Below are 23,603 nucleotides of genomic sequence, written 5' to 3'. Positions count from 1 at the left end.
TTGCCTTACAACGCGTTCGGCACGGGCATCAGCACAGGGCTGGCTTGGCATCCGACGGCTGATCGAGATGGGCTTGAAGGTGCAAGCGCAGGCGCAGGACTTCCTGTTGCAACTGATCGCGCTCGTCTTTCAACTGGCGCAGTTCATCGCGACGGAGGGTGACGTAGAGGGTCTGTGGCGGACGGGTCATCTGTGCTGTGCTCATTGCTTACCTCGCAAATAGCCGGTAGATCGCGGTGCCAAAACAGGTTTCTGGCAACAGTCGGAAGCAAGTTTGAATTCTTTTTCGCAGCAAGGGAACTTTTTTATTTTTGGTGGTCGTGTGACTTTTGCCGGGGTGATGGTGAAACGATGGCAACTTTTTTGCCATGAAACTACACGGATCCGCTCTGGACTAACCCTCATTAGCCTCATTGCGCTATAAACTATGTCACACATTTTTTAGAAGTTAGGAGCATCAGCACATGCAACTGGGGATTATCGGACTAGGCCGCATGGGCGGTAACATTGCGCGGCGCCTGATGCTCAATGGGCATACCACCGTTGTATACGACCGTAACGAAGCCTTCGTCAAAGCCTTGAGCGAGGAGGGCGCCACCGGCGTCGCCGACTTGAAAGCGCTGGTGGCCGGCCTGCAAAAGCCCCGTGCTGTCTGGGTCATGTTGCCGGCGGGCGCGCCCACCGAAGACACTATCAACGCACTGAGCGAACTGCTGGAAGACGGCGATGTGATCATCGACGGCGGCAACACCAACTACAAGGACGACGTGCGTCGCGGCAAGGCCCTGGCTGAAAAGGGCCTGCACTATGTGGACGTGGGCACCTCGGGCGGCGTCTGGGGCCTGGAGCGTGGCTATTGCATGATGATCGGTGGCGACACCGAGACCGTGAATCGCCTCGACCCGATCTTCAAAAGCCTCGCGCCGGGCCTGGGTAACATTCCGCGCACCAAGGACCGTTCGGCCTCTGCCGACCCACGTGCCGAGCAGGGCTACATTCACGCCGGCCCAGCGGGTTCCGGGCACTTCGTCAAGATGATCCACAACGGCATCGAGTACGGGATGATGCAGGCGTTTGCCGAAGGTTTTGACATCCTCAAGACCAAGAACTCGGAAAACCTGCCGGAAGACCAGCGCTTTGACCTCAACGTTGGCGACATCGCCGAAGTCTGGCGTCGTGGCAGCGTGGTGTCGTCCTGGCTGTTGGACCTGACCGCCGACGCCCTGGCCACCGACCCGAAACTCGACGGCTACTCGGGTTCCGTGGCCGACAGCGGTGAAGGCCGTTGGACCATCGAAGCAGCCATGGAGCAGGCGGTGCCGGTTCCGGTGTTGTCGACCTCGCTGTTCGCGCGTTTCCGTTCCCGCCAGCAGAGCACCTACGGTGACAAAATGCTGTCTGCCATGCGCTTCGGCTTTGGCGGCCATGTGGAGACTTCCAAAAAATGACCGCCAACGGCAAGAAACCCAAGGCCGAACCTGCTCCACCCACCACATTGTTTCTGTTTGGCGCCCATGGCGACCTGGTCAAGCGCTTGCTCATGCCGGCGCTGTACAACCTCAGCCGTGACGGGTTGCTCGGTGATGGCCTGCGTATCGTCGGCGTTGATCACAACGCCATCAGCGATGCGGACTTTGCCAAGAAACTCGAAGATTTCATTCGTACCGAAGCCTCCAGCAAAGTCAGGGGCAATGCCGAGAACGCCCTCGACCCCGCGTTGTGGGCGCAACTGGCCAAGGGCATCAGCTACGTCGAGGGCGATTTCCTCGACGACAGCACCTATGCCGATATCGCCAGCAAGATCGCTGACAGCGGCACCGGCAATGCGGTGTTCTATCTCGCCACTGCACCGCGCTTCTTCAGTGAAGTGGTGCAGCGCCTGGGCAGTGCCGGTTTGTTGAATGAAACGGACGAGGGCTTTCGGCGCGTAGTTATCGAGAAGCCGTTCGGCTCCGACCTGGCCACCGCCGAGGCGCTCAACGCCTGCCTGCTCAAAGTGATGAGCGAGAAGCAGATCTACCGCATTGACCATTACCTGGGCAAGGAGACGGTGCAGAACATCCTGGTCAGCCGTTTCTCCAACGTGCTGTTCGAAGCGTTCTGGAACAACCACTACATCGATCACGTGCAAATTACTGCCGCTGAAACCGTCGGCGTTGAAACCCGGGGTAATTTTTTCGAAAAAACCGGCACCTTGCGCGACATGGTGCCCAACCATCTGTTCCAGCTGCTGGCAATGGTCGCCATGGAGCCGCCGGCAGCCTTTGGTGCCGACGCGGTGAGGGGTGAGAAGGCCAAAGTGGTCGGTGCGATCCGCCCCTGGTCGCTGGAGGATGCGCGGGCCAACTCGGTGCGCGGCCAATACACCGCTGGCGAAATCGCCGGCAAGCCATTGCCCGGCTATCGCGAAGAAGCCAACGTCGCGCCGGACAGCAGCACCGAGACGTTCGTCGCGCTAAAAGTGATGATTGATAACTGGCGTTGGGTCGGTGTGCCGTTTTACCTGCGTACCGGCAAGCGCATGAGCATCCGCGACACCGAGATCGTGATCTGCTTCAAGCAGGCGCCTTATGCACAATTTCGCGATACCGAAGTCGATGAACTCAAGCCCACTTACCTGAAAATCCAGATCCAGCCTAACGAAGGCATGTGGTTCGACCTGTTGGCCAAGCAGCCTGGGCCGACCCTGGAGATGGCCAATATCGAATTGGGCTTTGACTACAAGGACTTCTTCGAGATGCAGCCGTCGACGGGTTACGAAACCCTGATCTACGACTGCATGACCGGCGATCAGACCCTGTTCCAGCGCGCCGACAACATCGAGAACGGTTGGCGTGCGGTTCAGCCGTTCCTGGATGCGTGGAAGGAAGATGATGGTATCCAGGCCTACAAGGCCGGTGAAGATGGCCCAGCGGCGGCCGATGCCTTGCTGGCCCGCGATGGCCGCGCCTGGCATAGCCTCGGATGAGTGACGTGACGATTCATCCCATCCGGTTTGTCCTCAGTGATGTGGACGGGACGCTATTGCATCCCGACCACAGCCTCAGCCAACGCACCGCCGATGCCATTCGCGCTATGCGCGAGGCTGGGGTGATTTTCAGCCTGGCCAGCGGGCGTCCGCCCAAGGCCATGCGGCATTTGATCGAGACCTTTGGCATCGATGTGCCGGTGGCTGGCTTTAATGGCGGTACGTTGGTCAACCCGGATGGCAGCATCCTGGTTGCTCATCATCTGCCGGCGGAAGCTGCACTCATCACCCTGGCGCTGTTTTCCGCCGAGCCGGACGTGGAAGTCTGGGTGTTTGCCGATGGCGACTGGCTGCGCCGTGATCCGCCCGGGCCCATGGTGCAGCGCGAAGCCGATGGCTTGGGCTATGGGCCGATAGTGGTGGAGAGTTTCGAGCCTTACCTGGACAGGGTCGACAAGATCGTCGCCGCCAGCAACAACACCCAGTTGTTGGTGGAGCTGGAAGCACAATTGCAGCCGAAAGTGCAGGGGTTGGCCCAGGTGTCGCGTTCGCAGCCGGTGTATCTGGACGTGACCGCGATGCTGGCCAACAAAGGCGAAGCCTTGAAAACCCTGGCTGAACACCTGGGCGTACCGCTTGCACAAACGGCTGCGATTGGAGACGGTGGCAATGACCCGGCGATGTTTCATGTGGCGGGGTTGTCGATTGCCATGGGCCAGGCCGAAGAAACCGTCAAGCGCCAGGCCAATGTGGTAACCGGCAGCAATGTCGAAGACGGCGCTGCCGAGGCGTTCGAACGCTTTATTCTCGCCGCACGTTAAGCGTGCAAGTATGACTGTACAACTTCCAGCTCAAGTTTTACTTGGGCTGGAAGTTGCTGCATTGCATTACTTTGGCATCGCCCAGTGTTGCAACTGGTGGCCATCTTTATCGAGCTCGGCACGGGCCTGCAATAGCAGGTTTTCAAGTTGGGCCGGGTCGGTATAGGCAGTCGACGGCAACTGTTTGCTGCCGATGCGGGTGTTGGTGCGGTCGATGACGCTCAGGCTGAGGGCGCCGACGCCATCGTGCCAGGCCACGCATTGAAAAGGCTGGAAGGCACGGTCTGCAATCAAAAGAGCTTCGTTGATGCGCAGCGGAGCGTTCATTTGGGTCTTCTCTCTGTATGCCCATTCAAGTGAGTACCGGCGGTTGGGCGGACCGTGCGGTGGGTTACTTGTACTGATGCACGATGGTGGGGTGCGGGTCACATGCTAGGGCAAGAAATTTTAATGTTCCCTGATTGACGTCATGTAAGCGGCTGTTTTGAAAGCGCAATAAACCTTTGACTGGCGAGCAACTTCTGGCGCGCTACGAAACAGGCATGGCTTTTTGCCCACGCTTATAGCGAAAGGGTACAAGGTAAGCGTCAAGATCTTGCTAGGGTTACCAACAGTCGACACAAACTGTTGTTTCTAAATAACTTTAACAATATTGGCGCCAAGGAACAGTCATGGTTGCGACACCCGCCCAACGCCGCTTACTGGTGGTCGACCCCTGTGACGATTGCCACGGGTTATTACCCGGCTTACGCACCGCCGGCTGGGAAGTGGACAGCTGTGCCTTGGAGGCGGTAGGTGAGCGCTCCTGCGATGTGGGCCTGCTGCGTTTGCAACGCGATCACCTGGAACGCCCTGAAGCAGTCAAGGAGTTGATTGGTCGCAGCGGCACCGAGTGGATCGCCGTGCTCAGCCAGGATGTACTGCGTTTGCAGAACGTCGGCGATTTTGTCTGCGAATGGTTTTTCGACTTTCACACCTTGCCCTTCGATGTATCCCGGGTGCAGGTGACCCTGGGCCGTGCGTTCGGCATGGCGCGCCTGCGTGGCAAGGGCTACGCCCCGGTGGATGAGCCCCATGAATTGCTGGGCGAAAGCCGTCCCATCCGAGAGTTGCGCAAGTTGTTGTCCAAGTTGGCGCCTACTGAGTCCCCGGTGTTGATCCGCGGTGACAGCGGTACGGGCAAAGAGTTAGTGGCCAAGACTTTGCACCGCCAATCCCAGCGGCACGCCAAGCCGTTCGTCGCGATCAATTGCGGCGCCATTCCTGAACACCTGATCCAGTCCGAGCTGTTCGGCCACGAAAAAGGCGCGTTCACCGGCGCCCACCAGCGCAAGATCGGACGTATTGAAGCGGCCAATGGCGGCACCCTGTTCCTCGATGAAATTGGCGATCTGCCGATGGAGCTGCAAGCCAACTTGTTGCGCTTTCTTCAGGAAAAACACATCGAACGCGTTGGCGGCAGCCAGCCGATCCCGGTGGATGTACGCGTGTTGGCTGCCACCCACGTCAACCTCGAGGCCGCGGTGGAGAAGGGCGCTTTTCGCGAAGACCTGTATTACCGCCTGAATGTGCTGCAAGTGGTCACCGCGCCGTTGCGCGAACGCCATGGCGACGTGGCGATGCTGGCCAACCACTTTTCGCGTTTCTACAGCCAGGAAACCGGACGGCGCCCGCGCAGTTTCAGCGAAGAGGCCTTGGTGGCGATGGGGCAACACCCGTGGCCGGGCAATGTGCGTGAACTGGCCAACCGCGTGCGGCGCGGCCTGGTGCTGGCCGAAGGGCGGCAGATCGAAGCGGTTGACCTGGGGCTGCAAGGCCAGCAAGTCATTTCGGCGCCGATGGCGACATTGGAAGACTACAAGCACCGTGCAGAACGTCAGGCGCTGTGCGATGTGCTCAACCGGCACAGCGACAACCTCAGTGTCGCGGCGCGCGTGCTGGGGATTTCCCGGCCAACGTTCTACCGGTTGCTGCACAAACACCAGATCCGCTAGGGCGGGTAAACCCAATGTGGGAGCTGGCTTGCCTGCGAAGGCGGTGGTTCAGCTAGAGATTCAGTGACTGACACTCCGCCTTCGCGGGCAAGCCCGCTCCCACAGGTGATCTGTGCCAGGCGTTGATTCTGTGGGCAATACATGGCCAATGTGGGAGCTGGCTTGCCTGCGAAGGCGGGAGTGCAGTCACCGATGCAGCAACTGACATACCGCCCGCAGGCAAACCAATCAGAAGTAATACGGGAATTTCAGGCTGAACGTAAAGTCCGGTGCATCATCGGTCATCCCAATCGCCAGGTTCGGCACGATGGTCAGGTTATCCGAGGCGGCAATCGTCATACCCACGTTGAAGTAGCCCGCGTTGGCATCGCTGGACACCACCGATTGCCAGTCGCCGCCATCCGGCTTGAGCTTGCTCTTGCGCTGCACCAGGTCGGAAACCGAGAACGACATGCTCATCTTCTCGTTCAGGGCAAAGGCGACGCCGACCCCGAATTGGAAGCTGTCGCCCAGGCGCACCTTGCCTCCCACCTTCTGATTGACTTGACTGCTGATGTCATCGAACGAGTCTTCAAAGTTGTGGGTGTACGACAACGAACCGAACAGCACGGCCGGGTCGAAGGTCTTGACCAGGGAAATGCCCGGTGTGACCGACCAGACCCCGTTGCCCGTGGGCAGGCTTTCGGGCACGTAGAGGTTGTCGTTGTTCGGTTGCTGGACCAGTTTGATACCAAAAGGCTCCTTGCCCGTCGGTGCCTTGACGCGCACGGATACCACCGCGTCCGGCAAGGTCGAGGTTTCGTCGAGGAACTTGTACGCCACGCCAAAGTTGACATCGCCGATGGTCGGGTCACGAGTCACGGAACCTTCGGAGGTGGCGGTGGCGTCGTTGCCGGCGCCGCCCGACTGGTAGGTGGACTCGCGGTACACCACCGGCACGTTCAGGTCGAACTGCCAGCGGTTGTCGACGTTGTAGCGCCCGGTGAGGTCCAGGGTCCAGCTGTCGGACTTGATCCGGTCCAGGTTGATGTTGCCGAGGAAAATCGAGTCCAGCGCCAGGAAACCATTGAGCGTCAACTGGCGCGCGTCATAACGGGCATAGGTGATGCCGGTTTCCACGCTGAACTTGCCATTGCCGAAAAAGCCGCTGGCTTCGTTGTACAGGTTGCTCACACTTTGCGCAGGGGCCGAGTCGTCCTTGAGGGACTGGCCGTAGGAGCTGCCACCCCCGCCAGCGCCACCGGATGCCGCGGCTGCGCCCGTACCACTAGCCGCGACAGTTTTAGCGCCGTTCTTGAAGTCAGCCGGTGATTTGGCCAGGCGCCTGGGGGCGGGCGTTGCCGGTTGGTCCTCGACCTGGCGCACGCGCTGCTCCAGTACGGCCAAGGCTTTTTGCTGCACGTCGTAGCGTTGCTTGAGTTCCAGGAGTTCCTTCTTCAGGGTTTCGATGTCAGCGTCTGGCGCGGCATACAGCACGGATGCGGGCAAGAGCGTACTCAAACAAATCACCGCACGTAGCGATAACGATCGATGCATGAAATAAGCCGTCCTTTTCTAATGCGTAAGTGTCGAGGGTCAGCGTAGTTCAATAACCGAGCGTGCGTAGGCCTTTGAGTTGATCCAGATTGCAGTTCAACGCGGCGTTATTCAGCCCGTTATTGTTCATCACGACATTGATCTGGGTGATGTTTCTGACAAGGTTGCTATCGCCGGTCAATACCGTGCCCTGCAGCACATTCCCCGCGCCGATCTGTTGCAGGCTGTTGCCCTGGTTGTGATTGGCCTGGATGGCCATCTGCACGCCGCCACTGTTGGCCGATACGCTGACACGGCCCGCGGCGCTGTCCCCGGTCACTGTGCCGCCCGCCACCAGCACCTGGCCGGACTGCAGGTTATTGGCGGGGGTAACCCCATTTTCGACGTTGATGCCCACATTGTTGTAGGCGGCGTTGCCATCGCCGGCGGCACGTACACTTTGGGTCACGCCCTGGCCGCTGCCGAGGCCGGCACCACCGACCACATTTCCGGTGCCGGTGTTGGGGCGCGTGCCGGTACCGGTCGAGCCGGTGGTTTGCACGTAGAACTGTGGAGTAATGGTGGTCTTGTCGATGTGCATGTTGGCCGTGCCGGTGATGTTGTCACCGACGGCATTGGTCCAGGTGCTGCTCATGACAATGCCAAAGCTGATGATGCGCCCCGGCATCACGTAACGGCCACGCAGCTCGGCCATTTCGGCGTCCTTGAGTTCGATGGGCTTGAACCCCGAGGACGCATAAGCAGGCATTGAGGCGGCCAGACACAAGACCGTCAGCCAACGGGAAGTGTTCATTTGCTGCTCCTGGGGCGTCCTGCCCCTTATTGCGCTTCTAGAAGAAGTCGCTCTGGATAAAACCGAAATCCATCAGCTCGGCATCGGCCACAGGCCGGAACTCATTCATCTGGCTCTTGGCGGTCAGCGGCAGGGGCGGGTCGAGCAAGACGTTGGCCTTGTCGTAACCCTCGCCCAGTACGGCGAAGACAATGCCATTCCAGCCTTTGACGAAATCGTCATGGGAATAGCGCTTGTGGCCCAATACGGGGTCACCGATGTACACCCAGTCCTTGTCGGCCCGCTGCAACACCACGAAGTGCTTGTAGCCGCGGATTTCCAGCAGCACCACCACGGGGATTTTCACGGTCAACAGGGTCTCGGGCGCGATCTTGTAGCCCCGGGCACGCATGCCGATGCTTTCGAGGTAGCGCTTCATATCCAGCATGGAAAAGCCCTGGGTTCGTACCAGGTCCTGGTCGGCAGTGACCAGCATGCCTTTGATGATGTGTGCTTCGTCGACGTCCAGCCAATAGGCCTGGCGCAGGATGGTGGCGAGTGCCGCGGCACCGCAGCTGAAATCGGTTTTCTGTTCCACCAGGTTGGCGAACCGGCGCTCGCGAATGCTCTCCACCTTCTTGAAAATCACCGCACCGCCGGGCATGGCGGAAATCGCCATGGTGCCTGCCCAGGTCGTGCCGGTGAGTAACATCAGGAGGGTGAGGGTCGCGATACGCATGATCGAATGACCTGTTGGACACTGGAATAAAAAAGGGCCTTGTCGCCAAGGCCCCGTTGGATCAGAAGCGCACGCCGCTGGCGCAGACGCTGCAACCTTGGCCGATCGACAGGCTGTTGCTGCCTTGGTTGCCCGCACCGGATTGCAGGTTGACGCCTACGTTGCCGGAGTTGCGGTTAACCGAGTTTTCGAGGCTTGCGTTGTTGGACACGTACTGAGGCTTGCCATAACCATGGCTGCTGGCGGCCGTGTTCAGGTAGCTGTTGTTGAGCGAGTTCTGCTCGGTGTTGGAAGCCGCTGCGATGTTCTTGCCGTCAGCGGTGGTGATGGCCAGGTTGTTTTTACCCTGGTTGCCCTGGCCGGCCTGGCCGTTGTAACCCACGTTGCCGGAGTTGCCGGTGATGGAGCCCTCTAGAGAGGCGTTGTTTTGCGTGCCTTTATTGACGAAGTTGTTATGCGAGCTGCCTTGGTCGACATCAATCACGGCAAACACGGTGGCGAAGTCGCCTTTGGCACTGGAGATGGCGCCGGCGTTGTCAGCCTGGTTGCCGGAGCCTGATTGTGCGTTGGCCCCGACATTACCGCTGTTGCTATTTACCGAATTTTCGGCTGATGCATTGTTATCGGTGTTGGTGTCGTCGAATTTGTTGTGTTCGCTTTTTTGTACGTCAGTGACCACAGCGGCCACGGTACCGGTGGGTTGTGGGGTTGGATGCCAGCCACCCGCTTGAGCAGCAGCAGCCATGAGTGCGGCGAGAGCGAAAACCATTGGTTTCAGAGCCATTTGAGGTTTCATGGTGTTTCTCCTTGCTTCTAATTAGTTGGTTAAGTGTTGGTACGGTCTAACGAACGTCTACCAAGCGGTTACTTGATAGTGATGCCCAGGGTGTTAGCCACTCGGTTCCCCACCCCGGCACTCTGGTTCACCTGTGTCACTCCTCGGCTGCCGGTGAAGGCCTGGTCGCTGGTCACGACCTGGCGGCTGCCAGTGGTGGGGGTGAGCCCTGAGTCGGTTGCCAGCGTCGTCGTGTTCTGTTGCAACAGGACGCTGTCATCGATGCTCTGCGGGCCAGGGTTGAGGCTGATCCGCACAGCGTTGATGGATTGGTTATTGGCCCCGGCAGACTGGTTGATGCCCAGCACACCGTTGCCACTGCTGAATGAGTTGCCCTGGATCGCGGCCTTGGCGTTCAGGGACGGGTCGACCTTGCCGTCGACGCGCTGGATGTCGAGGTTGGTGGCCTGGCCACCGAGCGCGATGGCGCGGCTGTTGGACATTTGCTGCCCCGTGCCGGCGGCCTGGTTGATCGACAGCACACCGTCGTACTGCTGGCCGCTGTGGTTGATCACCGCGCTGTTGTCGGCCATTGCCGAGGCGCAGCCCAGCAGGGCGAATATCAACAGGGCGCGCTTCATCACTTGCCCCCCATCATGCTGCCGAGGTTGTTGAGCGGCGCCATGCCACGCTGGACCGAGTCGCTGATCTGCCCGCCCATGCCGCCGCCGCTGCCCGCACCGTGGCCGGCCGCTGCGCCAGCGCCAAGTGTCGACATGCTGTTTTGGGTGGCGCCCAGGCCCGACAAGCTGCCATTGGGCTGAAGGGTGCGGGCGAGGCTGGAACCACTGCTGATGCCGCCGATGTCCCTGTCACTGAGTTCGCCGGTCAGGGCGCTGTTGATCTCTTTGCTGGGGTTGGCGTTGGCGGTATTGGGGTAGGGGTCGGGCAGGGAGGTGCGCCCGTACATGTGGCCCTGCACCGTACGCCCGGTCACGATCACACCGTCACCCGCCTGGCTCGTCAGGCTGACACCTGCACTGAGCACGCAACTGATCAGCAGTACGTTTATCGACGAGGTGTGTGTGAGTGTGTTCACGGCGGCAGTCCTTATTCTTAACGCTGACCCTAAACAGCGTTGTCAGAGAAAGAGCAGAAGGCGTGCCGCTTTTTATTAGATGTTGATATTCAAGGGGTTGGGATTAAGTCGGGGCAAAGTGATGGCAACTCTGTTTCAGGGTTGAAACAGTCCTGAGCGCTTGAGATATGCCTGTGCTCGCCTCACGCCGTCTCAGCCATGTAACACTGCCTGTGACAGAACCATGAATCCGCACACGGCGGGCGATGCAGGTGAGCGAGGTGTTTCAAAAATGGACACCCGCGGCCCAAACGTATCGCTTGGTGCGAGCGGGCTCAGCCCTTGGGGGTTTTACGCGGAATGGAATTGAGCACGGGGTTGCCGTCCTGGTTTTGGGTCAGGTAGACCGGCAACACCTTGGGCAGGGAGGGCACGAGGTTGTTGACCTCGTTGATGTTATAGATACCGCCGACGCGAATCGCACCGGTACTGGCGTCTGCAAGCATCACCGGCTTTTTCAGGTAGCGGTTGATCAGGGGCAAGGCGTCCGTGAGGGTCAGGTTGTCGAGCACCAGCTTGCCCTGGCGCCATGCCAGCGCGGTGTCATCGGGGTTGATAGCGGCGACCTGCGGGGTGGCGTCACCCTGGCGGAAACTGGCTTGCATGCCTGGGCTAAGCGGCACACTGGCATGCTCGCCGTCGCTGGAGATCTGCACCGAGCCCTCCAGTAACATCACCCGCACCTGATCTTCATATTCCCAGACATTGAACTGCGTGCCGGTCACTCGCACCTGGCCTTCGCCGGCCCGCACGATAAACGGGTGGTTGCTGTCGTGCGTGACGTTGAAGAACGCTTCGCCCTTTTTCAGGGTGACACGGCGCTGATCCTTGTAATGGCTGTATACCAACTCGGTACCCAGGTTCAACTCCACTTGGCTGCCATCGCCCAGGGTGACTTTTTTCAAGCCATTGGCTGCTTCGAACCGTTCATATGAGCTGGGCAACCAGCCCGCTTCCCAGCCGGTGAAGGCGGCAAGCGGCAATGCCGCCAGGCACACCGCTGCGGCCACCGCGTAGGTGCGCAAGCGGCTGGCCGGCTTCTTGATTGGGACCACCACCGCCTCAGGCTTGTCGCGGGGCAGGTGGTCGGCCACGTCCCAGATTTCGAGCATGGCTGCATATTCGAAGGCGTGCAGCGGATGGCCATCGTGCCACTGGGTAAAAGCCTGACGTTCGTCCGCCGTGCAATCTGCTGCATGCAGGCGCATGCACCAATGCGCGGCGGCGTCGGTGATGGCGTCATATTCGGTTTCTGAAAGGGGCTTTTCGCTCATTAACTCATCCTGATTTCCCACATTCTAACCTCCCAAGGTAGACGGCGAGAACCGCATCATGGCGATTGCACATCAATTGGAACTTATTCTTGTTTGTGTGCGCCTAAAAAATCAGGAATTAACCTGTCGTCCACTATGGAGTACGAAAATGTTGAAGAAAACCTTGATCGCCCTGTGTGCTACTTCCGCGCTGTTGAGCGCTGGCGCCGCCATGGCCGACAAGCCGGGTGCAGGCTGGATCACCATTGAGAAAGCCATCGAGGTGGCGAAAACCAAGGCCGGCTACATTGAGGTCTACGCCGCTGAAGCGGATGACAATGGCTATTGGGAAGTCAAAGGTCGCAAGTCCGATGGCATCGTGTATGAGGCGCGCATCGACGGCGCTTCCGGTAACGTGCTGCGTGACCAGAAAGACTGATGCACTCGCCGGGGGCCGTTCAGGCCCCCGGCTCCAGCTGGCGGCCAAGATGGGTGATCAGGTACGTCACCGAGTCGGCGTTGGCCAGGATGGTGTCAATACGCTTATCAGGGACTGACATGAAAATGATCCTCGCGTCCTGTAGGGTCTTGGCGCCAGTGGCCTTGAAAATTTTCTTTTCAATTGCAGAACCAGGCTTAAAGTCTTCCCACAATTCGGTGAGGCTGTCTTGAGTCTTGAACAGCATCGTTGCAGGCGTCATCGTCGATAACGCGGTGCTGCGCAAATCTTCCAGGGTGGTTTTAAGCACTTCGGCGCCGGGCCTTGCGATATTGATCAAGTCTGGGAAGGGTCGCATGCTGTCCAGGTAGGCGATGTCCACGGTGTCGAGCTTCAAGTGCGATAATTCGTGAATCAGCGTGCTGGCCCTGGCGTGCGTCGATATGTTGAACGCCACATTCTCCAGCAGACGGTTCTGGTAGACGTCCAGATTGGGGTCGAAGAATCGGCTCAGCAGATACAGCTTGCGTTCTCTGTCGGCGGGAATCATGAATGCATAATCCGACGCCGGATCCTGTCGGCTGGTGCCCGCGACAAAGCGCATGGAGTTCGGACCGGTCAAGCTGGGGTCGGTGAGTTCATCGATTATCTCGTCGATTATTTTTGTGACTCTCAAGACCTGGTCCGGGGTCAGTGTGACGACACCAAACATTTCCCCTAAAAATCGCCCAACCCGGCTGTCAGGGTCGCGTTGTACAGCAAAACGCGCAACGTTGCGGCGGCAGTTCAGCGCGTAATAAGTCGCAAAGTTCAACGCTTCAGTGATGGCTTGGGCTTTCCAATAGGTCAACGCGCCAATATCGCGGATACCGACCGCTTCAATGTTGATATCCCGTACTTCATTGCGCCACGTCTTGAGGTACGACTGAGCCCTGCCGAAGCGCGGCTCCTGGCCGCCCAGCTCCAGTACCCATATGCCCTGCGCATTACGGCCGATGTACGGCCCCACCTGCTCGTCGTTGGCGAGGCGCCAGTGTTGTGCGGCTTTCTTGACGCTATACACCTTGCCGGCCAGCGGAACATAGTATTTCGAGTTTTCCTGGTCTTCATACACCTGGCTGAGCGTGCTCTTTTTCAGGTCTTGCAACGCCACATCCTGTGCCTCGAACGGCTGCAGCCGGGTGCGCGAAGGGCAGGTGATATGCCAGGTGGCGAGGGTGGTGGCTGCGGGCAGTGACTCATCTGTCAGCTCGGCCAGCGAGCGCTCCTTTTCAGTGGGTGGGGCAATGGCGGTGCCGTCCAGCGCACTGCGCAGGGCGGCCATTTGCGCCACGCCCCTGACGAAATCCTTGAATGCAGCCTTCCACTGGTGTAGCTGCAAGGCTTCGGCCGAGCGCTTGAACAAGGTGTAGCTGCGCCATACCACCAGCGGATAGGCGAGTTTGCCGGCCATGAACTGCACCGCCGTCGGGATGTCCTTGCCGAACAGACGCGTTGCGTGATCCCACAGGGTCTTGGCGCCTTCTTCGAATTGGCTGCCCAGCACCTTGAGCAACATCAATGTGTTTTCACTGAACAGGTAATGCAGCACATTGCCCGTCACTGCCGAAGCGGCTAGGCGGATATCGGGCGGGCTATGCTGGTTGTTTTTCAGCAAGTGGCGGTAAGTGGCCTGATGCGGATCTTCCAGGTGCATAAGCACCCAGTCCTGCAGGGCGCCTGGCCCTTGTATCTCATCCAGTAAGCCCGTTTCATCCGCGTATTCCTTGAACACATGCTGTTCGCTGTACGGCGCGTAGAGCACCCATGGACCCTCGCCGGGAAACTGCGGGCCGATCAGGTACACACCCAGCACCTTGGCGGTACTGGCGCCTTCGGTGGCGATCAGTTCCAGCGGTCGAATCGTCGCCGTGGACCCGCTGAGTGAAGCTCGGGCCACGGCGTCCGGCATATCGAAAATCTGCTGGACCAGGCTCAAGGCTCGCGTGGAAAGCTGCTCCTGCAACCTTTGCTCGTGGGCGTGTTGCAGCGCTTGCCACGGCAACTGACGGCAAAACAGACGCCTGCGTTGGCGTGCATCATCGGTTTGCGCCTCAAGGTGGCTTCGCACCTGTTGCTGATAAGCGCTTTTGAGATCCAGCTGGCGCACCATTTGTATCACGGCACTTGCGTCCAGGGCTTGCGGTAATGGCTTTGCCGTGCGTGAACGCGGGCGGATGTGTTGAACGGTCAGATCTGGCCAGTGCCGCAACGCAAAGTCGGTCAGGTTGTCGACATTCACATCGAGCACTGCATCGGTGGGGATCAGAATGTGATCGGGGTTGAGCGCCTGGCCGGGAAAGCGCGCCTCAAGCAGCGCCATCAGCGTGGTGAAGGCATAAGCACGCAGGGGTTGGATGTCATGCAGGTAGTCGTGTTCATCGTCGGCGTTGTTGCAGTATTGCTCCAGAAGCTCGGCCTGGTGGATTTGGTCCTGGGCCGGCGCCATCCCCAGCCACAGTGGCAGTGCCTGCTGGTTGACCATGGTATCGGCCAGTGTGATTGCCCTGCCAAGGTTGGTGGGCGGAGGCTGTTCGATGACGGCGTCCAACCGGTCCTGCAAGGCACGGGCGCGCAGGCCCATGGATTGCAGGTGATCCACGCCTTCCATGACCGCGTCGTTGTAGCTGTCTACTCGGTCATTCAACAGGTCCTGATCAATACGTTGCAGCGGGCCCTGGCTAAATGCCTGATGGGGCTCGCGCAAGCAGAACGGCAGATTCTCCAGCAGGCTCAAGCTGTTGAGTGGGTGCGCCAGGCGCTGGGTGATTTCATCGCGCAGGGCGTTGATCGAGGCAAAGACTTCGTAGCCCAGGCGCGGGGTCCAGAGCAGCGCCTGGCCCGAGCGCTGCGGGTCGATACCGCCGCGCTCAGTGATCACGAACGTATTGGCCAGCGGTTGTGGCGTATCGACGGCGTTCAAGTCCAACGTCAAGCCATAGGCATCCGGCAAAAATCCGTTAAGGCCATGGCGTGTCAAGCGCGACAGACTGTCGGGCTGAAATAGCGTGTCGAGAATGGCCTGGCTTGTGGGCGCCAGGGTTTTATCCAGCGACCTCAGCTCGGCTTCGCTGCGTAACCCCACCAGCATCGAGTGGGCGTGTTTGGCGTGAGTCTTGACGAGAAACTCATGGGGTTGCTGGCGCATGGCGTGCTTGGAAAACAGCAGCAGGACGCGCTCGATGACGGTGTTGAACGTCTTGAGCGTCATGCTTGGCAATTGCATGAAGACATTGCCTTCGCCCCGTGTATAGAACTTCGTCCTGGACGAGAAGGGCACCGCAGGCGCCTCTTGGGCCAGGCGTTCAATGAAGTGCTCAAGCATGCTCAATGACTGCACTGCCGGACGCTCTTCACGCTCCTGGGCACGCGTGGCGTAGGTATTGATATACACCTCCTCGGCTTTGACTGGCTGTTGCTGCAGTTGCAGTTCAGCGTTGAGCGTGTCAGCGACGATGCTACGTAAGGTCGGGTGATGCGCGCGCTCCATCGCCAGCGCACGCTCAATCGCTCGCAGGTTCTGAAGCTGCAGCCGGGCGCGCTCGGCCTTGACGGTCGAAGGGCGGCCATTACCGCGGGTGACCGGATGCAAGGTCCAGCGCCCGTTGGTCTCCAGTGTGGCCAGTTGATTGTCCAGCAAGGCACGTACGTCCAGGGCACTGTCGAGCAGGGCTGCGAGGTCCACTTGGCCATCGCTGCGCCGGTAGATTTCCAGGGCGTGGTTAAGGTTCTCCGTTTGCTTGCGCGCAATGTCTTGTACCAAGGTCACGAACACATTGCCGGGTATCGGCCTTGCCGCGACGGCGATCGGGTCCAGGCCGAGCAGCGTGTCGCGCTCATCCAATGAGAGGAAGTTGAGCCATTCGTCCTCGTAGCCTTCGGCCTTGAGCATGCTCAATAACAGGTCTTTGAGGTCGTCGAGGTTTTCCAGCACCTGTAACCCGCGCGATTGGGTGTAGAGGTACGCGTGGTGCTCGGTGATCATCAAGGTGCTCGCCGGTTCAACGTAATGTTGATGGGGGGCATAAAGGCGCACCTTTTCCACGCTGAGGTTTTCGGCATGGGCGCTGCGGGCGCTTTGGTCGCTGAGGAGCAGGGCCTGAAATGCGTGGCTTTCCTCGGCGGTAATTATCTCGGCCTGGCGCTTGAGCAACACATCGAGGCGAAACTTCTGCGCCACGACCTGGGCAAAAAAATCCACGCGCGAGGTGCCGCTGTCGATATCTTCATTCCAGTAGGTCTGCAGCAGGCTTTCCAACAGCTTCGAGAAAGTACTGGAGCTTTGTTCGATCAAGGCTTCCCAACGCTGGTGATCTTCTTCCCGTTCGGAGGCGGTGAAGCCAGTGGTGTCATGTTTTGGGTTCGAGTATTCGCGTGTCTGCCCTTTGGGCCACCCATGGCGCACATAAAATTGCAGCAGCGCTTCGCTCAAGGTCAGCGAGTTGACCCAACGTGGCGTTGCTTGCTCAGCTTCGCGGGTGAAGACATTGACCCGTGTGTCCCGTTGATCCAGGTGTTTGAAATGGGGGCGGGCCATGACGCTCAGCAGCGTGTCGAGCATGTCAGGCAAGGTCGGGGTTTTTTGCAGGTGGTCGAGCATGGCCTTGACGTTATCCAGCTGGCAGGCCTGGAGCATGCGTGCTTGCTCCGGCATGACTTCACCCTCGATGAGCTGAGTGGTCAACACCATGGGCGTGTCAGCGCCCAGCGCATTGCGTTGGTCCATCGACAGGTAGCTCAGCAAAGGGGCGCTCTGCAGTGGGTCTTCCAATTGCTCGATCAACTCGCTCAGCAGGGCGGCGTGGCTGTCATAGACCTGTATGCCGTTATCCGGGGTGTAGAGCAACGCCTTGGCGGCGTCGGGTGTCGGGCTGATCGCGAACGCGCCGGCAAGGGGGATGGGGGGCTTGCCGGAAATGTTGATCAGGACCTTTTCAACGCGCATGGGGTGATCGTGCCGGCTTGTGTCCTGCCGAGACTCGTCGGTAGCCAGGTAAAGGTTGTACAGCCAGTCAAGGTCTTTGGCGGTGAGCCCTAGCGTGCGTTCACGAGCGGTGGGCGAGGCTTTGCCTTGGGGTTTGAGAAACTCAGGGAAGAAATACGGGGGGGTTAAGCGAACCACAGCCTGTCTCCGGCGTGCCAGGAAAAGCACAGGGTAGGCAGGCGCCCGTGGTGCAAGGCGGTAAATATTCAGCGCTGCGCACGTTGACAACGCAGGAGCGTGCGTGGTGTTTAATCGAGGGTCTGGATGTCCCATTCGTTACCCCTTCCAATCATAAAAACGGAGCTTCAAATGTCTGCGCAGTCGACAGTTGCCACCGCTTGTGCCTCGATCCGCTTTGCTGAACTGGTGGAGTTACTTCAACAGGTCTTCGTCCGGCACGGCACATCGCCGCAGGTTGCTGCGATTCTTGCGCACAACTGCGCAAGTGCCGAGCGTGACGGTGCCCACAGTCACGGTATTTTTCGCATCCCCGGTTACCTTTCGACGCTGGCCAGTGGATGGGTCAACGGCACCGCCGTCCCCAGCGTGACCGATGTGGCCTCAGGCTTTGTGCGCGTCGACGCGGGCAATGGTTTTGCCCAGCCGGCCCTGGCAGCGGCGCGCCCGTTGCTGGTGGAGAAGGCACGCAGCGCCGGCATCGCGTTGCTGGCGATCCATAACTCCCATCACTTTGCAGCCCTGTGGCCGGACGTCGAGCCGTTTGCCGAGGAGGGGCTGGTGGCACTCAGCGTGGTCAACAGCATGACTTGTGTGGTGCCCCACGGCGCGGATCGCCCGTTGTTCGGCACCAACCCCATCGCGTTTGCGGCACCACGGGCCGACGGTGCGCCGATTGTGTTTGACCTGGCCACCAGTGCCATCGCCCATGGCGACGTGCAAATCGCCGCACGCAAAGGCGAGCGGTTGCCACCGGGCATGGGCGTCGATAGCCTCGGTCAGCCGACCCAGGACCCTAAAGCCATTCTGGAAGGCGGCGCACTGTTGCCATTTGGCGGGCACAAGGGTTCGGCACTGTCGATGATGGTCGAGTTGCTGGCGGCAGCGTTGACGGGCGGCAACTTCTCTTTTGAATTCGATTGGACGGACCACCCCGGCGCGCGTACGCCGTGGACAGGCCAGCTCCTGATCTTGATCGACCCGAGTAAAACCGCAGGGCAAAGCTTCTCCCAACGCAGCCAGGAGCTGGTGCGGCAGATGCATGCGGCGGGGTTGCGTCGATTGCCGGGGGACCGACGCCATCGTACGCGGGCGAAGTCGCAGGAAACCGGGATCGAACTGGACGCGCAGGCGTTGCGCGAGTTGAGGGCGTTGGCGGCGGGGTGAAACAGGCTGCGCGATGCGCAGCCTGAATGGATCAGTTACGGCGACCCAGCAACAGGCCGACCACCAGGCCAAAGCCTGCGGAAATGGCCACGGTCTGCCATGGGTGCCCACCGATGTAAGTCTCGGTGGCATCCACAACCGGCTTGCTGCGTTCACGCACGTTGGACACCGATTCCAGGGCTTGCTTGAGTTTGATGGCAACCTGCTCGCGCAGGGTTTCACCTTCCTCGCCCACCAGGGATGCGCTGCTTTTAAGCAGTTTGTCCGACTCTTCGATCAATGCGCTCAGTTCGCTGAACGCTTGGTCCTTGATTTGATCTTCGACAGCTTGGGCGGCGGTTTTGCGGGCCATTGAGTGACTCCTTGCAGGTGGATGTGGCAGTGAACAATGGAGTATCGGGCGGTGGCAAAAGTTGCAGTTTTTTTGCCGGCGCGCTCATCCGAGGCAAAATCCGGATCGGGAACTTTGGGCCTACAGTGTAAGATGTCACCTATTTGTGCAGCAGGTAATTCAACATGAGCTTCAATCTCGCCAACAAGACCCTCGCCGAACGCGCCGAGCTGGAAGATGAAAAGTCGCGCCTCTACGACCTGTGGCAAACCAACCTGGGCAAGGCCAAAGGCGAAGCCGCGCGCTTGTTCGGTGAGCGCGCCAAACGCAAGGGCAAGTGGGCCGAATGGGTACGTGCCGAACTCGATGGCATGTCGCCGCCGGAGTTTTCCAACATGGTGCGCAGTGAAGTCAACAAGCTGATGGCGGCGGCAAAGTAAAGCACGCCACAATCGCTTCGCGCACCTTGAGCAGCAACGGGTCCAACTGAGCCTGGGTGCGCCAGCCCAACTCCACCGGGTAATGCGGTAGCGCCAGCGGGCAGGGCAGCACGCGCAGGCCGGTCATTTGCGCAATGACGTGGGCCGCATGCCCGGGAATGGTTGCTACTGCGGTGCTGCCTTTGAGCAGATACGGCAGCGCGGCAAAGTGGCTGGTGGACGCGCACACGTGGCGGCGCAGCCCGTGCGCCGCCAAGCCTTCATCGGTAATGCCGATAAACCCGCCTGACGACACCAATACATGTTCCCGTGTGACAAACCCTTGCAGGTCGATAGTCTCCTCGCCCGGCGCCAGGCTATGGGGGTCTACCAGGCAACGATAGTCACCTTCCCCCAGCACCTGTCGGCTCAGCCTGCGCTCGGTAAAACCGCCGGCGGTAATGGCCAGGTCCAGCGTGCGGTCGAGCAGGGCGGCGGCGACGATCTGGCTGTAGGTCTGGCGAAAGATCACCCGTAGCTTGGGCAGGCGCAGTGCGATGGCCTCCATCAGGCTTCGGCCATAGGCAATCTCGAAGTCATCTGACAGCCCCAGCACCACCGAGCGGCCCTCGTAGTGCAGGTTTTGCGGGCTGATCATCGCCAGGCTCTGGCGGCAGCGATCCAATGCCTCACTGATCACCGGTTTCAACTGGTTGGCACGCAATGTGGGCGCCAGGCCGCGTCCGGTGCGCACGAACAAAGGGTCACCATACAGCTCGCGCAAACGCCGCAAGCCCGCGCTGATCGCCGACTGCGTCACGCCCAAACGCAGCGCCGCACGGCTGGCACTGGACTCGTCGTGCAGGGCTTCAAAGGTTTTGAGCAGGTTCAGGTCAACCTGGGCGATATTCATTTGGCTCATATCATTTAGCACTGAGGTGGGCTTTATTCATGATCGAGTCTGGCTGGAGAATGGGCAACCCCTATCTATCGGAGTGAGCCTGATGCCCGTATCGACTGTCGCAGCCCTGCAAATCGGCGCCTTGCCTGGCGGCAAGGCTGAAACCCTGGCGCAGATCCTGGCCTATCAGGATCAAATCCAGCGCAGTGGCGCGCACTTGGTGGTCATGCCCGAGGCGTTGCTGGGCGGCTATCCCAAGGGCGAAAGCTTTGGCACGCAATTGGGTTATCGCCTGCCCGAGGGCCGGGAAGCCTTTGCGCGGTATTTTGCCAATGCCATTGACGTGCCGGGGCCAGAGACCGAGGCGCTGGCCGGGATGTCGGCGCGTACCGGTGCCAGCCTGGTGCTGGGCGTGATCGAACGCAGTGGCAGCACGCTGTACTGCACGGTGTTGTATTTCGAACCCTCGCACGGCCTGGTGGCCAAGCACCGCAAGCTGATGCCGACCGGCACCGAGCGGCTTATCTGGGGCAGGGGCGACGGCTCGACCCTGCCGGTGATCGACTCCGCGGTGGGGCGTATCGGCGGCGCGGTGTGCTGGGAAAACATGATGCCGTTGCTGCGCACCGCGATGTATGCCAAGGGCGTTCAGGTGTGGTGTGCACCCACCGTGGACGAGCGCGAAATGTGGCAGGTGAGCATGCGCCATATTGCCCATGAAGGGCGTTGCTTTGTGGTCAGCGCCTGCCAGGTGCAGGCATCGCCCGAAGCCTTGGGTGTGGAGGTTGCCAACTGGCCGGTGGAACGTCCGTTGATTGCCGGCGGCAGCGTGATCGTCGGGCCCATGGGCGATATTTTGGCGGGGCCGTTGGTGGGCGAGGCGGGGTTGTTGACGGCGCAGATCGATACTGATCAGTTGGTGCGGGCCCGCTACGACTACGACGTAGTGGGGCATTACGCCCGGCCGGATGTTTTTGAATTGGTGGTAGACGAGCGCGCCAAGCCAGGCGTTCGCTGTATCACTGACTAAACGCAATCAACCTGTGGGAGCTGGCTTGCCTGCGATAGCGGCGTGTCATTCAATTCCTCTGTAACTGACGCACCGCCATCGCAGGCAAGCCAGCTCCCACATTTGGTTTTCAGCCACTTACCAGGTGGCGGTGTTCGGCAAGTCCAGGGTGCCACGCTCTACAAAGCGCATGGTGCCAAACAGGCCTCCCGCCAGTTTGCCGCGCAGCACGTAGGGCAGGTTGTTCAGGCTTTGGGTCTGGCTCAGGCCCAGGGTCTGGCGCAACACCGAAAACGCCGAAACGCTGACCGGCACCATCAGTACGGTTTCAGAAAAGCGTGGGATGCTGCCAGCCTGATCGCTGACGCCAGAAGCGAGTGGCCGGCCATTGACCTCCAGGTCCAGGGCCACGCCGTTGTAGTCGATTGCCGCTTCATTGGGGTTTTGCACCCGCAGTTTCACGGCAAAACGCACTTCCAGGTCCTGGCTTTGCAGCGGCTCGATGCCCACCACATTGATGTTCACCGGGTCGCGGTTGGGAAACAGTGCACAGGCGCTCAAGGTCAGCAGCAACAGCGATAGAACCATGAGCTTGCGCATAAAGAAATGCTCCTACTTTTGGGTGACGTCCGGGTCCTGCATGACCTTGAGGGTAGAGGACTCCGGCTCGAATTCATCTTCTTCCAGCTCTATGAACTCTTCGGGCAGGAAAATGTTCAGCAGGATTGCACAGAATGCACCCACGGTGATCGGCGATTCGAAGATGTTGTGCAGCGCCTTGGGCAGCTCGCGCAGCACTTCGGGCACCGCGGCGACGCCCAGGCCCATGCCTAGGGAAATTGCCACGATCAGCACATTACGCCGATGCAGGCCCGCTTCGGCGAGGATCTTGATCCCGGCCACGGCCACGGTGCCGAACATGATCAGGGTCGCGCCGCCCAATACGGGCTTGGGCATCAGTTGCAGCACCGCGCCGATCATCGGGAACAACCCCAGCAGCACCAGCAGGCCAGCAATGAAGTACGCCACGTAGCGGCTGGCCACGCCGGTCAATTGGATCACGCCGTTGTTCTGGGCAAAGGTCACCATCGGCAGGCTGTTGAAGGTGGCGGCCATCGCGGAGTTCAGGCCGTCGGCCAGCAGGCCGGACTTGATGCGCTTGATATACAGCGGGCCCTTGACCGGTTGCTGGGAAATCATCGAGTTGGCGGTCAGGTCACCGGCGGCTTCCAGGGGCGAAATCAGGAAGATCACCGCCACCGGGATAAACGCCACCCAGTCGAACGAGAAACCATACTTGAACGGCACCGGCACGCTGATCAGCGGCACCTGGGGCAGGGCGGCCATGTCGACGCGGCCCAGCAGCCACGCCACTACGAAGCCCAGGGTCAGGCCGATCACGATCGAACCCAGGCGCAGGAACGGGTTGTTGAAGCGGTTGAGTACCACGATGGTCAGCAGCACCAAAGCCGCCAGGCCCATGTTGCCTGCGGCGCCGAGGTCGCTGGCGCCATAGCCGCCAGCCATGTCGGTGACTGCCACCTTGATCAGCGACAAGCCCATCAAGGTGATGATGGTGCCGGTCACCACCGGGGTGATCAGTTTGCGCAGTTTGCCGATGAACTGGCTGAGCACCACTTCGATAAACGCCGCGAAAAAGCAGATGCCAAAGATCGTCGAGAGGATTTCATCGGTGCCGCCGCCCCGGGCCTTGACCATGAACCCGGCGCTCAAAATCACACTGATAAAAGAAAAACTGGTGCCTTGCAGGCACAACAGCCCCGAACCCACCGGCCCGAAAGTGCGCGCCTGCACAAAGGTGCCAAGCCCCGATACAAACAGCGCCATGCTCACCAGGTACGGCACTTCGCTTTCCAGCCCCAGTACGCCGCCGACGATCAGGGTGGGCGTGATGATGCCGACAAAACTTGCCAACACATGCTGCAACGCGGCAAAAATCGCGGCGGTGAAGTGCGGGCGGTCTTCGAGGCCGTACATGAGGTCGGATTTATAGCGCGGGCGGGGGGCTTGAGCGTCAGACAAAATGATGGCTCGGGTCAGAAAATGGAGGCGCAGGATGCCAGAAAGTGCCAGGCGCCTGAAGTGTAAAAAAATATTTATAAAAACCCTGCGCTAAAGCC

Annotated in this window: 22 protein-coding genes; 8 read left to right on the top strand and 14 right to left on the bottom strand. The window is 59.9% G+C overall.

Annotated elements, in window-relative coordinates; all coding sequences use genetic code 11:
* Positions 1–28: 28 nt before the first annotated feature.
* The gene (locus GIV26_RS01665; RefSeq protein ID WP_254914296.1) at positions 29–205 is read right to left on the bottom strand and encodes a DUF6026 family protein; all 177 of its coding nucleotides are present in this window, start codon (positions 203–205) and stop codon (positions 29–31) included.
* Positions 206–464: 259 nt separating this feature from the next.
* Here GIV26_RS01665 and gnd point away from each other — a divergent pair, with 259 nt between their 5' ends.
* Genes gnd through GIV26_RS01650 form a run of 3 tightly spaced genes read left to right on the top strand, consistent with a single transcriptional unit; the run spans position 465 to position 3,789 of the window.
* Entirely contained in the window at positions 465–1,448 is a 984-nt protein-coding gene (gnd, locus tag GIV26_RS01660) for a phosphogluconate dehydrogenase (NAD(+)-dependent, decarboxylating) (RefSeq protein WP_019817573.1), read from the top strand.
* A complete protein-coding gene (gene zwf, locus GIV26_RS01655) occupies positions 1,445–2,968 on the top strand; it encodes a glucose-6-phosphate dehydrogenase (protein WP_034127720.1) in 1,524 nt (507 codons plus the stop codon). Before gnd ends, zwf begins: the two co-directional genes overlap by 4 nt.
* Positions 2,965–3,789 carry an HAD family hydrolase gene (locus GIV26_RS01650; protein WP_096144303.1) on the top strand — a complete coding sequence of 275 codons (825 nt, stop codon included), beginning with the start codon at positions 2,965–2,967 and terminating at the stop codon, positions 3,787–3,789. Before zwf ends, GIV26_RS01650 begins: the two co-directional genes overlap by 4 nt.
* A 66-nt stretch (positions 3,790–3,855) precedes the next feature.
* Here the strand turns inward: GIV26_RS01650 and GIV26_RS01645 are convergent, their stop codons facing one another.
* Complete coding sequence (locus GIV26_RS01645) at positions 3,856–4,116, bottom strand: hypothetical protein (protein ID WP_034127718.1); 261 nt, start codon at positions 4,114–4,116, stop codon at positions 3,856–3,858.
* A gap of 344 nt (positions 4,117–4,460) precedes the next feature.
* Here GIV26_RS01645 and GIV26_RS01640 point away from each other — a divergent pair, with 344 nt between their 5' ends.
* Entirely contained in the window at positions 4,461–5,783 is a 1,323-nt protein-coding gene (locus GIV26_RS01640) for a sigma-54 dependent transcriptional regulator (RefSeq protein WP_034127717.1), read from the top strand.
* A gap of 228 nt (positions 5,784–6,011) precedes the next feature.
* Here the strand turns inward: GIV26_RS01640 and GIV26_RS01635 are convergent, their stop codons facing one another.
* The 7 genes from GIV26_RS01635 to GIV26_RS01605 all read right to left on the bottom strand — a co-directional run bounded on the left by GIV26_RS01635 (position 6,012) and on the right by GIV26_RS01605 (position 12,017).
* Positions 6,012–7,319, bottom strand: a complete 1,308-nt coding sequence (locus GIV26_RS01635) for a hypothetical protein (protein WP_236279362.1) — start codon at positions 7,317–7,319, stop codon at positions 6,012–6,014.
* 49 nt (positions 7,320–7,368) lie between these two features.
* A complete protein-coding gene (locus GIV26_RS01630) occupies positions 7,369–8,112 on the bottom strand; it encodes a hypothetical protein (protein WP_060764666.1) in 744 nt (247 codons plus the stop codon).
* 37 nt (positions 8,113–8,149) lie between these two features.
* Entirely contained in the window at positions 8,150–8,830 is a 681-nt protein-coding gene (locus GIV26_RS01625; RefSeq protein ID WP_236279361.1) for a C39 family peptidase, read from the bottom strand.
* 61 nt (positions 8,831–8,891) lie between these two features.
* The gene (locus tag GIV26_RS01620; RefSeq protein WP_236279360.1) at positions 8,892–9,626 is read right to left on the bottom strand and encodes a hypothetical protein; all 735 of its coding nucleotides are present in this window, start codon (positions 9,624–9,626) and stop codon (positions 8,892–8,894) included.
* Between the two features lie 68 nt (positions 9,627–9,694).
* A complete protein-coding gene (locus tag GIV26_RS01615; RefSeq protein WP_236279359.1) occupies positions 9,695–10,246 on the bottom strand; it encodes an adhesin in 552 nt (183 codons plus the stop codon).
* The gene (locus tag GIV26_RS01610) at positions 10,246–10,704 is read right to left on the bottom strand and encodes a hypothetical protein (protein WP_236279358.1); all 459 of its coding nucleotides are present in this window, start codon (positions 10,702–10,704) and stop codon (positions 10,246–10,248) included. Before GIV26_RS01610 ends, GIV26_RS01615 begins: the two co-directional genes overlap by 1 nt.
* 314 nt (positions 10,705–11,018) lie before the next feature.
* Positions 11,019–12,017: a FecR family protein gene (locus GIV26_RS01605; RefSeq protein WP_198716536.1), complete on the bottom strand. Its 999-nt coding sequence runs from the start codon at positions 12,015–12,017 to the stop codon at positions 11,019–11,021.
* Between the two features lie 148 nt (positions 12,018–12,165).
* Between GIV26_RS01605 and GIV26_RS01600 the strand changes: the two genes are divergently transcribed.
* Positions 12,166–12,435, top strand: a complete 270-nt coding sequence (locus GIV26_RS01600) for a PepSY domain-containing protein (RefSeq protein ID WP_014718736.1) — start codon at positions 12,166–12,168, stop codon at positions 12,433–12,435.
* A gap of 19 nt (positions 12,436–12,454) precedes the next feature.
* On the opposite strand, the gene GIV26_RS01595 is transcribed toward GIV26_RS01600, so the two are convergent.
* A complete protein-coding gene (locus GIV26_RS01595; protein WP_236279357.1) occupies positions 12,455–17,596 on the bottom strand; it encodes a dermonecrotic toxin domain-containing protein in 5,142 nt (1,713 codons plus the stop codon).
* Between the two features lie 171 nt (positions 17,597–17,767).
* Here GIV26_RS01595 and GIV26_RS01590 point away from each other — a divergent pair, with 171 nt between their 5' ends.
* Positions 17,768–18,802, top strand: a complete 1,035-nt coding sequence (locus GIV26_RS01590) for an Ldh family oxidoreductase (RefSeq protein WP_236279356.1) — start codon at positions 17,768–17,770, stop codon at positions 18,800–18,802.
* A 31-nt stretch (positions 18,803–18,833) separates the two neighbouring features.
* Here GIV26_RS01590 and GIV26_RS01585 read toward each other — a convergent pair whose 3' ends face one another.
* A complete protein-coding gene (locus GIV26_RS01585; protein ID WP_019817806.1) occupies positions 18,834–19,154 on the bottom strand; it encodes a DUF883 family protein in 321 nt (106 codons plus the stop codon).
* 164 nt (positions 19,155–19,318) lie between these two features.
* On the opposite strand from GIV26_RS01585, the gene GIV26_RS01580 reads away from it, so the two are divergent.
* Positions 19,319–19,573 carry a hypothetical protein gene (locus GIV26_RS01580; protein ID WP_003190904.1) on the top strand — a complete coding sequence of 85 codons (255 nt, stop codon included), beginning with the start codon at positions 19,319–19,321 and terminating at the stop codon, positions 19,571–19,573.
* Here GIV26_RS01580 and GIV26_RS01575 read toward each other — a convergent pair.
* Entirely contained in the window at positions 19,545–20,465 is a 921-nt protein-coding gene (locus tag GIV26_RS01575; protein WP_236279355.1) for a LysR family transcriptional regulator, read from the bottom strand. The genes GIV26_RS01580 and GIV26_RS01575 overlap by 29 nt on opposite strands.
* Before the next feature lie 91 nt (positions 20,466–20,556).
* On the opposite strand from GIV26_RS01575, the gene GIV26_RS01570 reads away from it, so the two are divergent.
* Positions 20,557–21,483 carry a carbon-nitrogen hydrolase family protein gene (locus GIV26_RS01570; RefSeq protein WP_236279354.1) on the top strand — a complete coding sequence of 309 codons (927 nt, stop codon included), beginning with the start codon at positions 20,557–20,559 and terminating at the stop codon, positions 21,481–21,483.
* Between the two features lie 117 nt (positions 21,484–21,600).
* Here the strand turns inward: GIV26_RS01570 and GIV26_RS01565 are convergent, their stop codons facing one another.
* On the bottom strand, positions 21,601–22,062 hold the full coding sequence (locus tag GIV26_RS01565; protein WP_003190908.1) for an LEA type 2 family protein: 462 nt from the start codon (positions 22,060–22,062) through the stop codon (positions 21,601–21,603).
* Positions 22,063–22,074: 12 nt separating this feature from the next.
* Positions 22,075–23,505, bottom strand: a complete 1,431-nt coding sequence (locus GIV26_RS01560) for a nucleobase:cation symporter-2 family protein (protein ID WP_032901653.1) — start codon at positions 23,503–23,505, stop codon at positions 22,075–22,077.
* Positions 23,506–23,603 lie beyond the last annotated feature (98 nt).

This window comes from Pseudomonas sp. PA-1-3F, assembly GCF_021609665.1.
GTDB lineage: Bacteria > Pseudomonadota > Gammaproteobacteria > Pseudomonadales > Pseudomonadaceae > Aquipseudomonas > Aquipseudomonas paracarnis.
The sequence above is the reverse complement of the archived record's forward strand: the minus strand, read 5'-3'. Positions and strand labels throughout refer to the sequence as shown.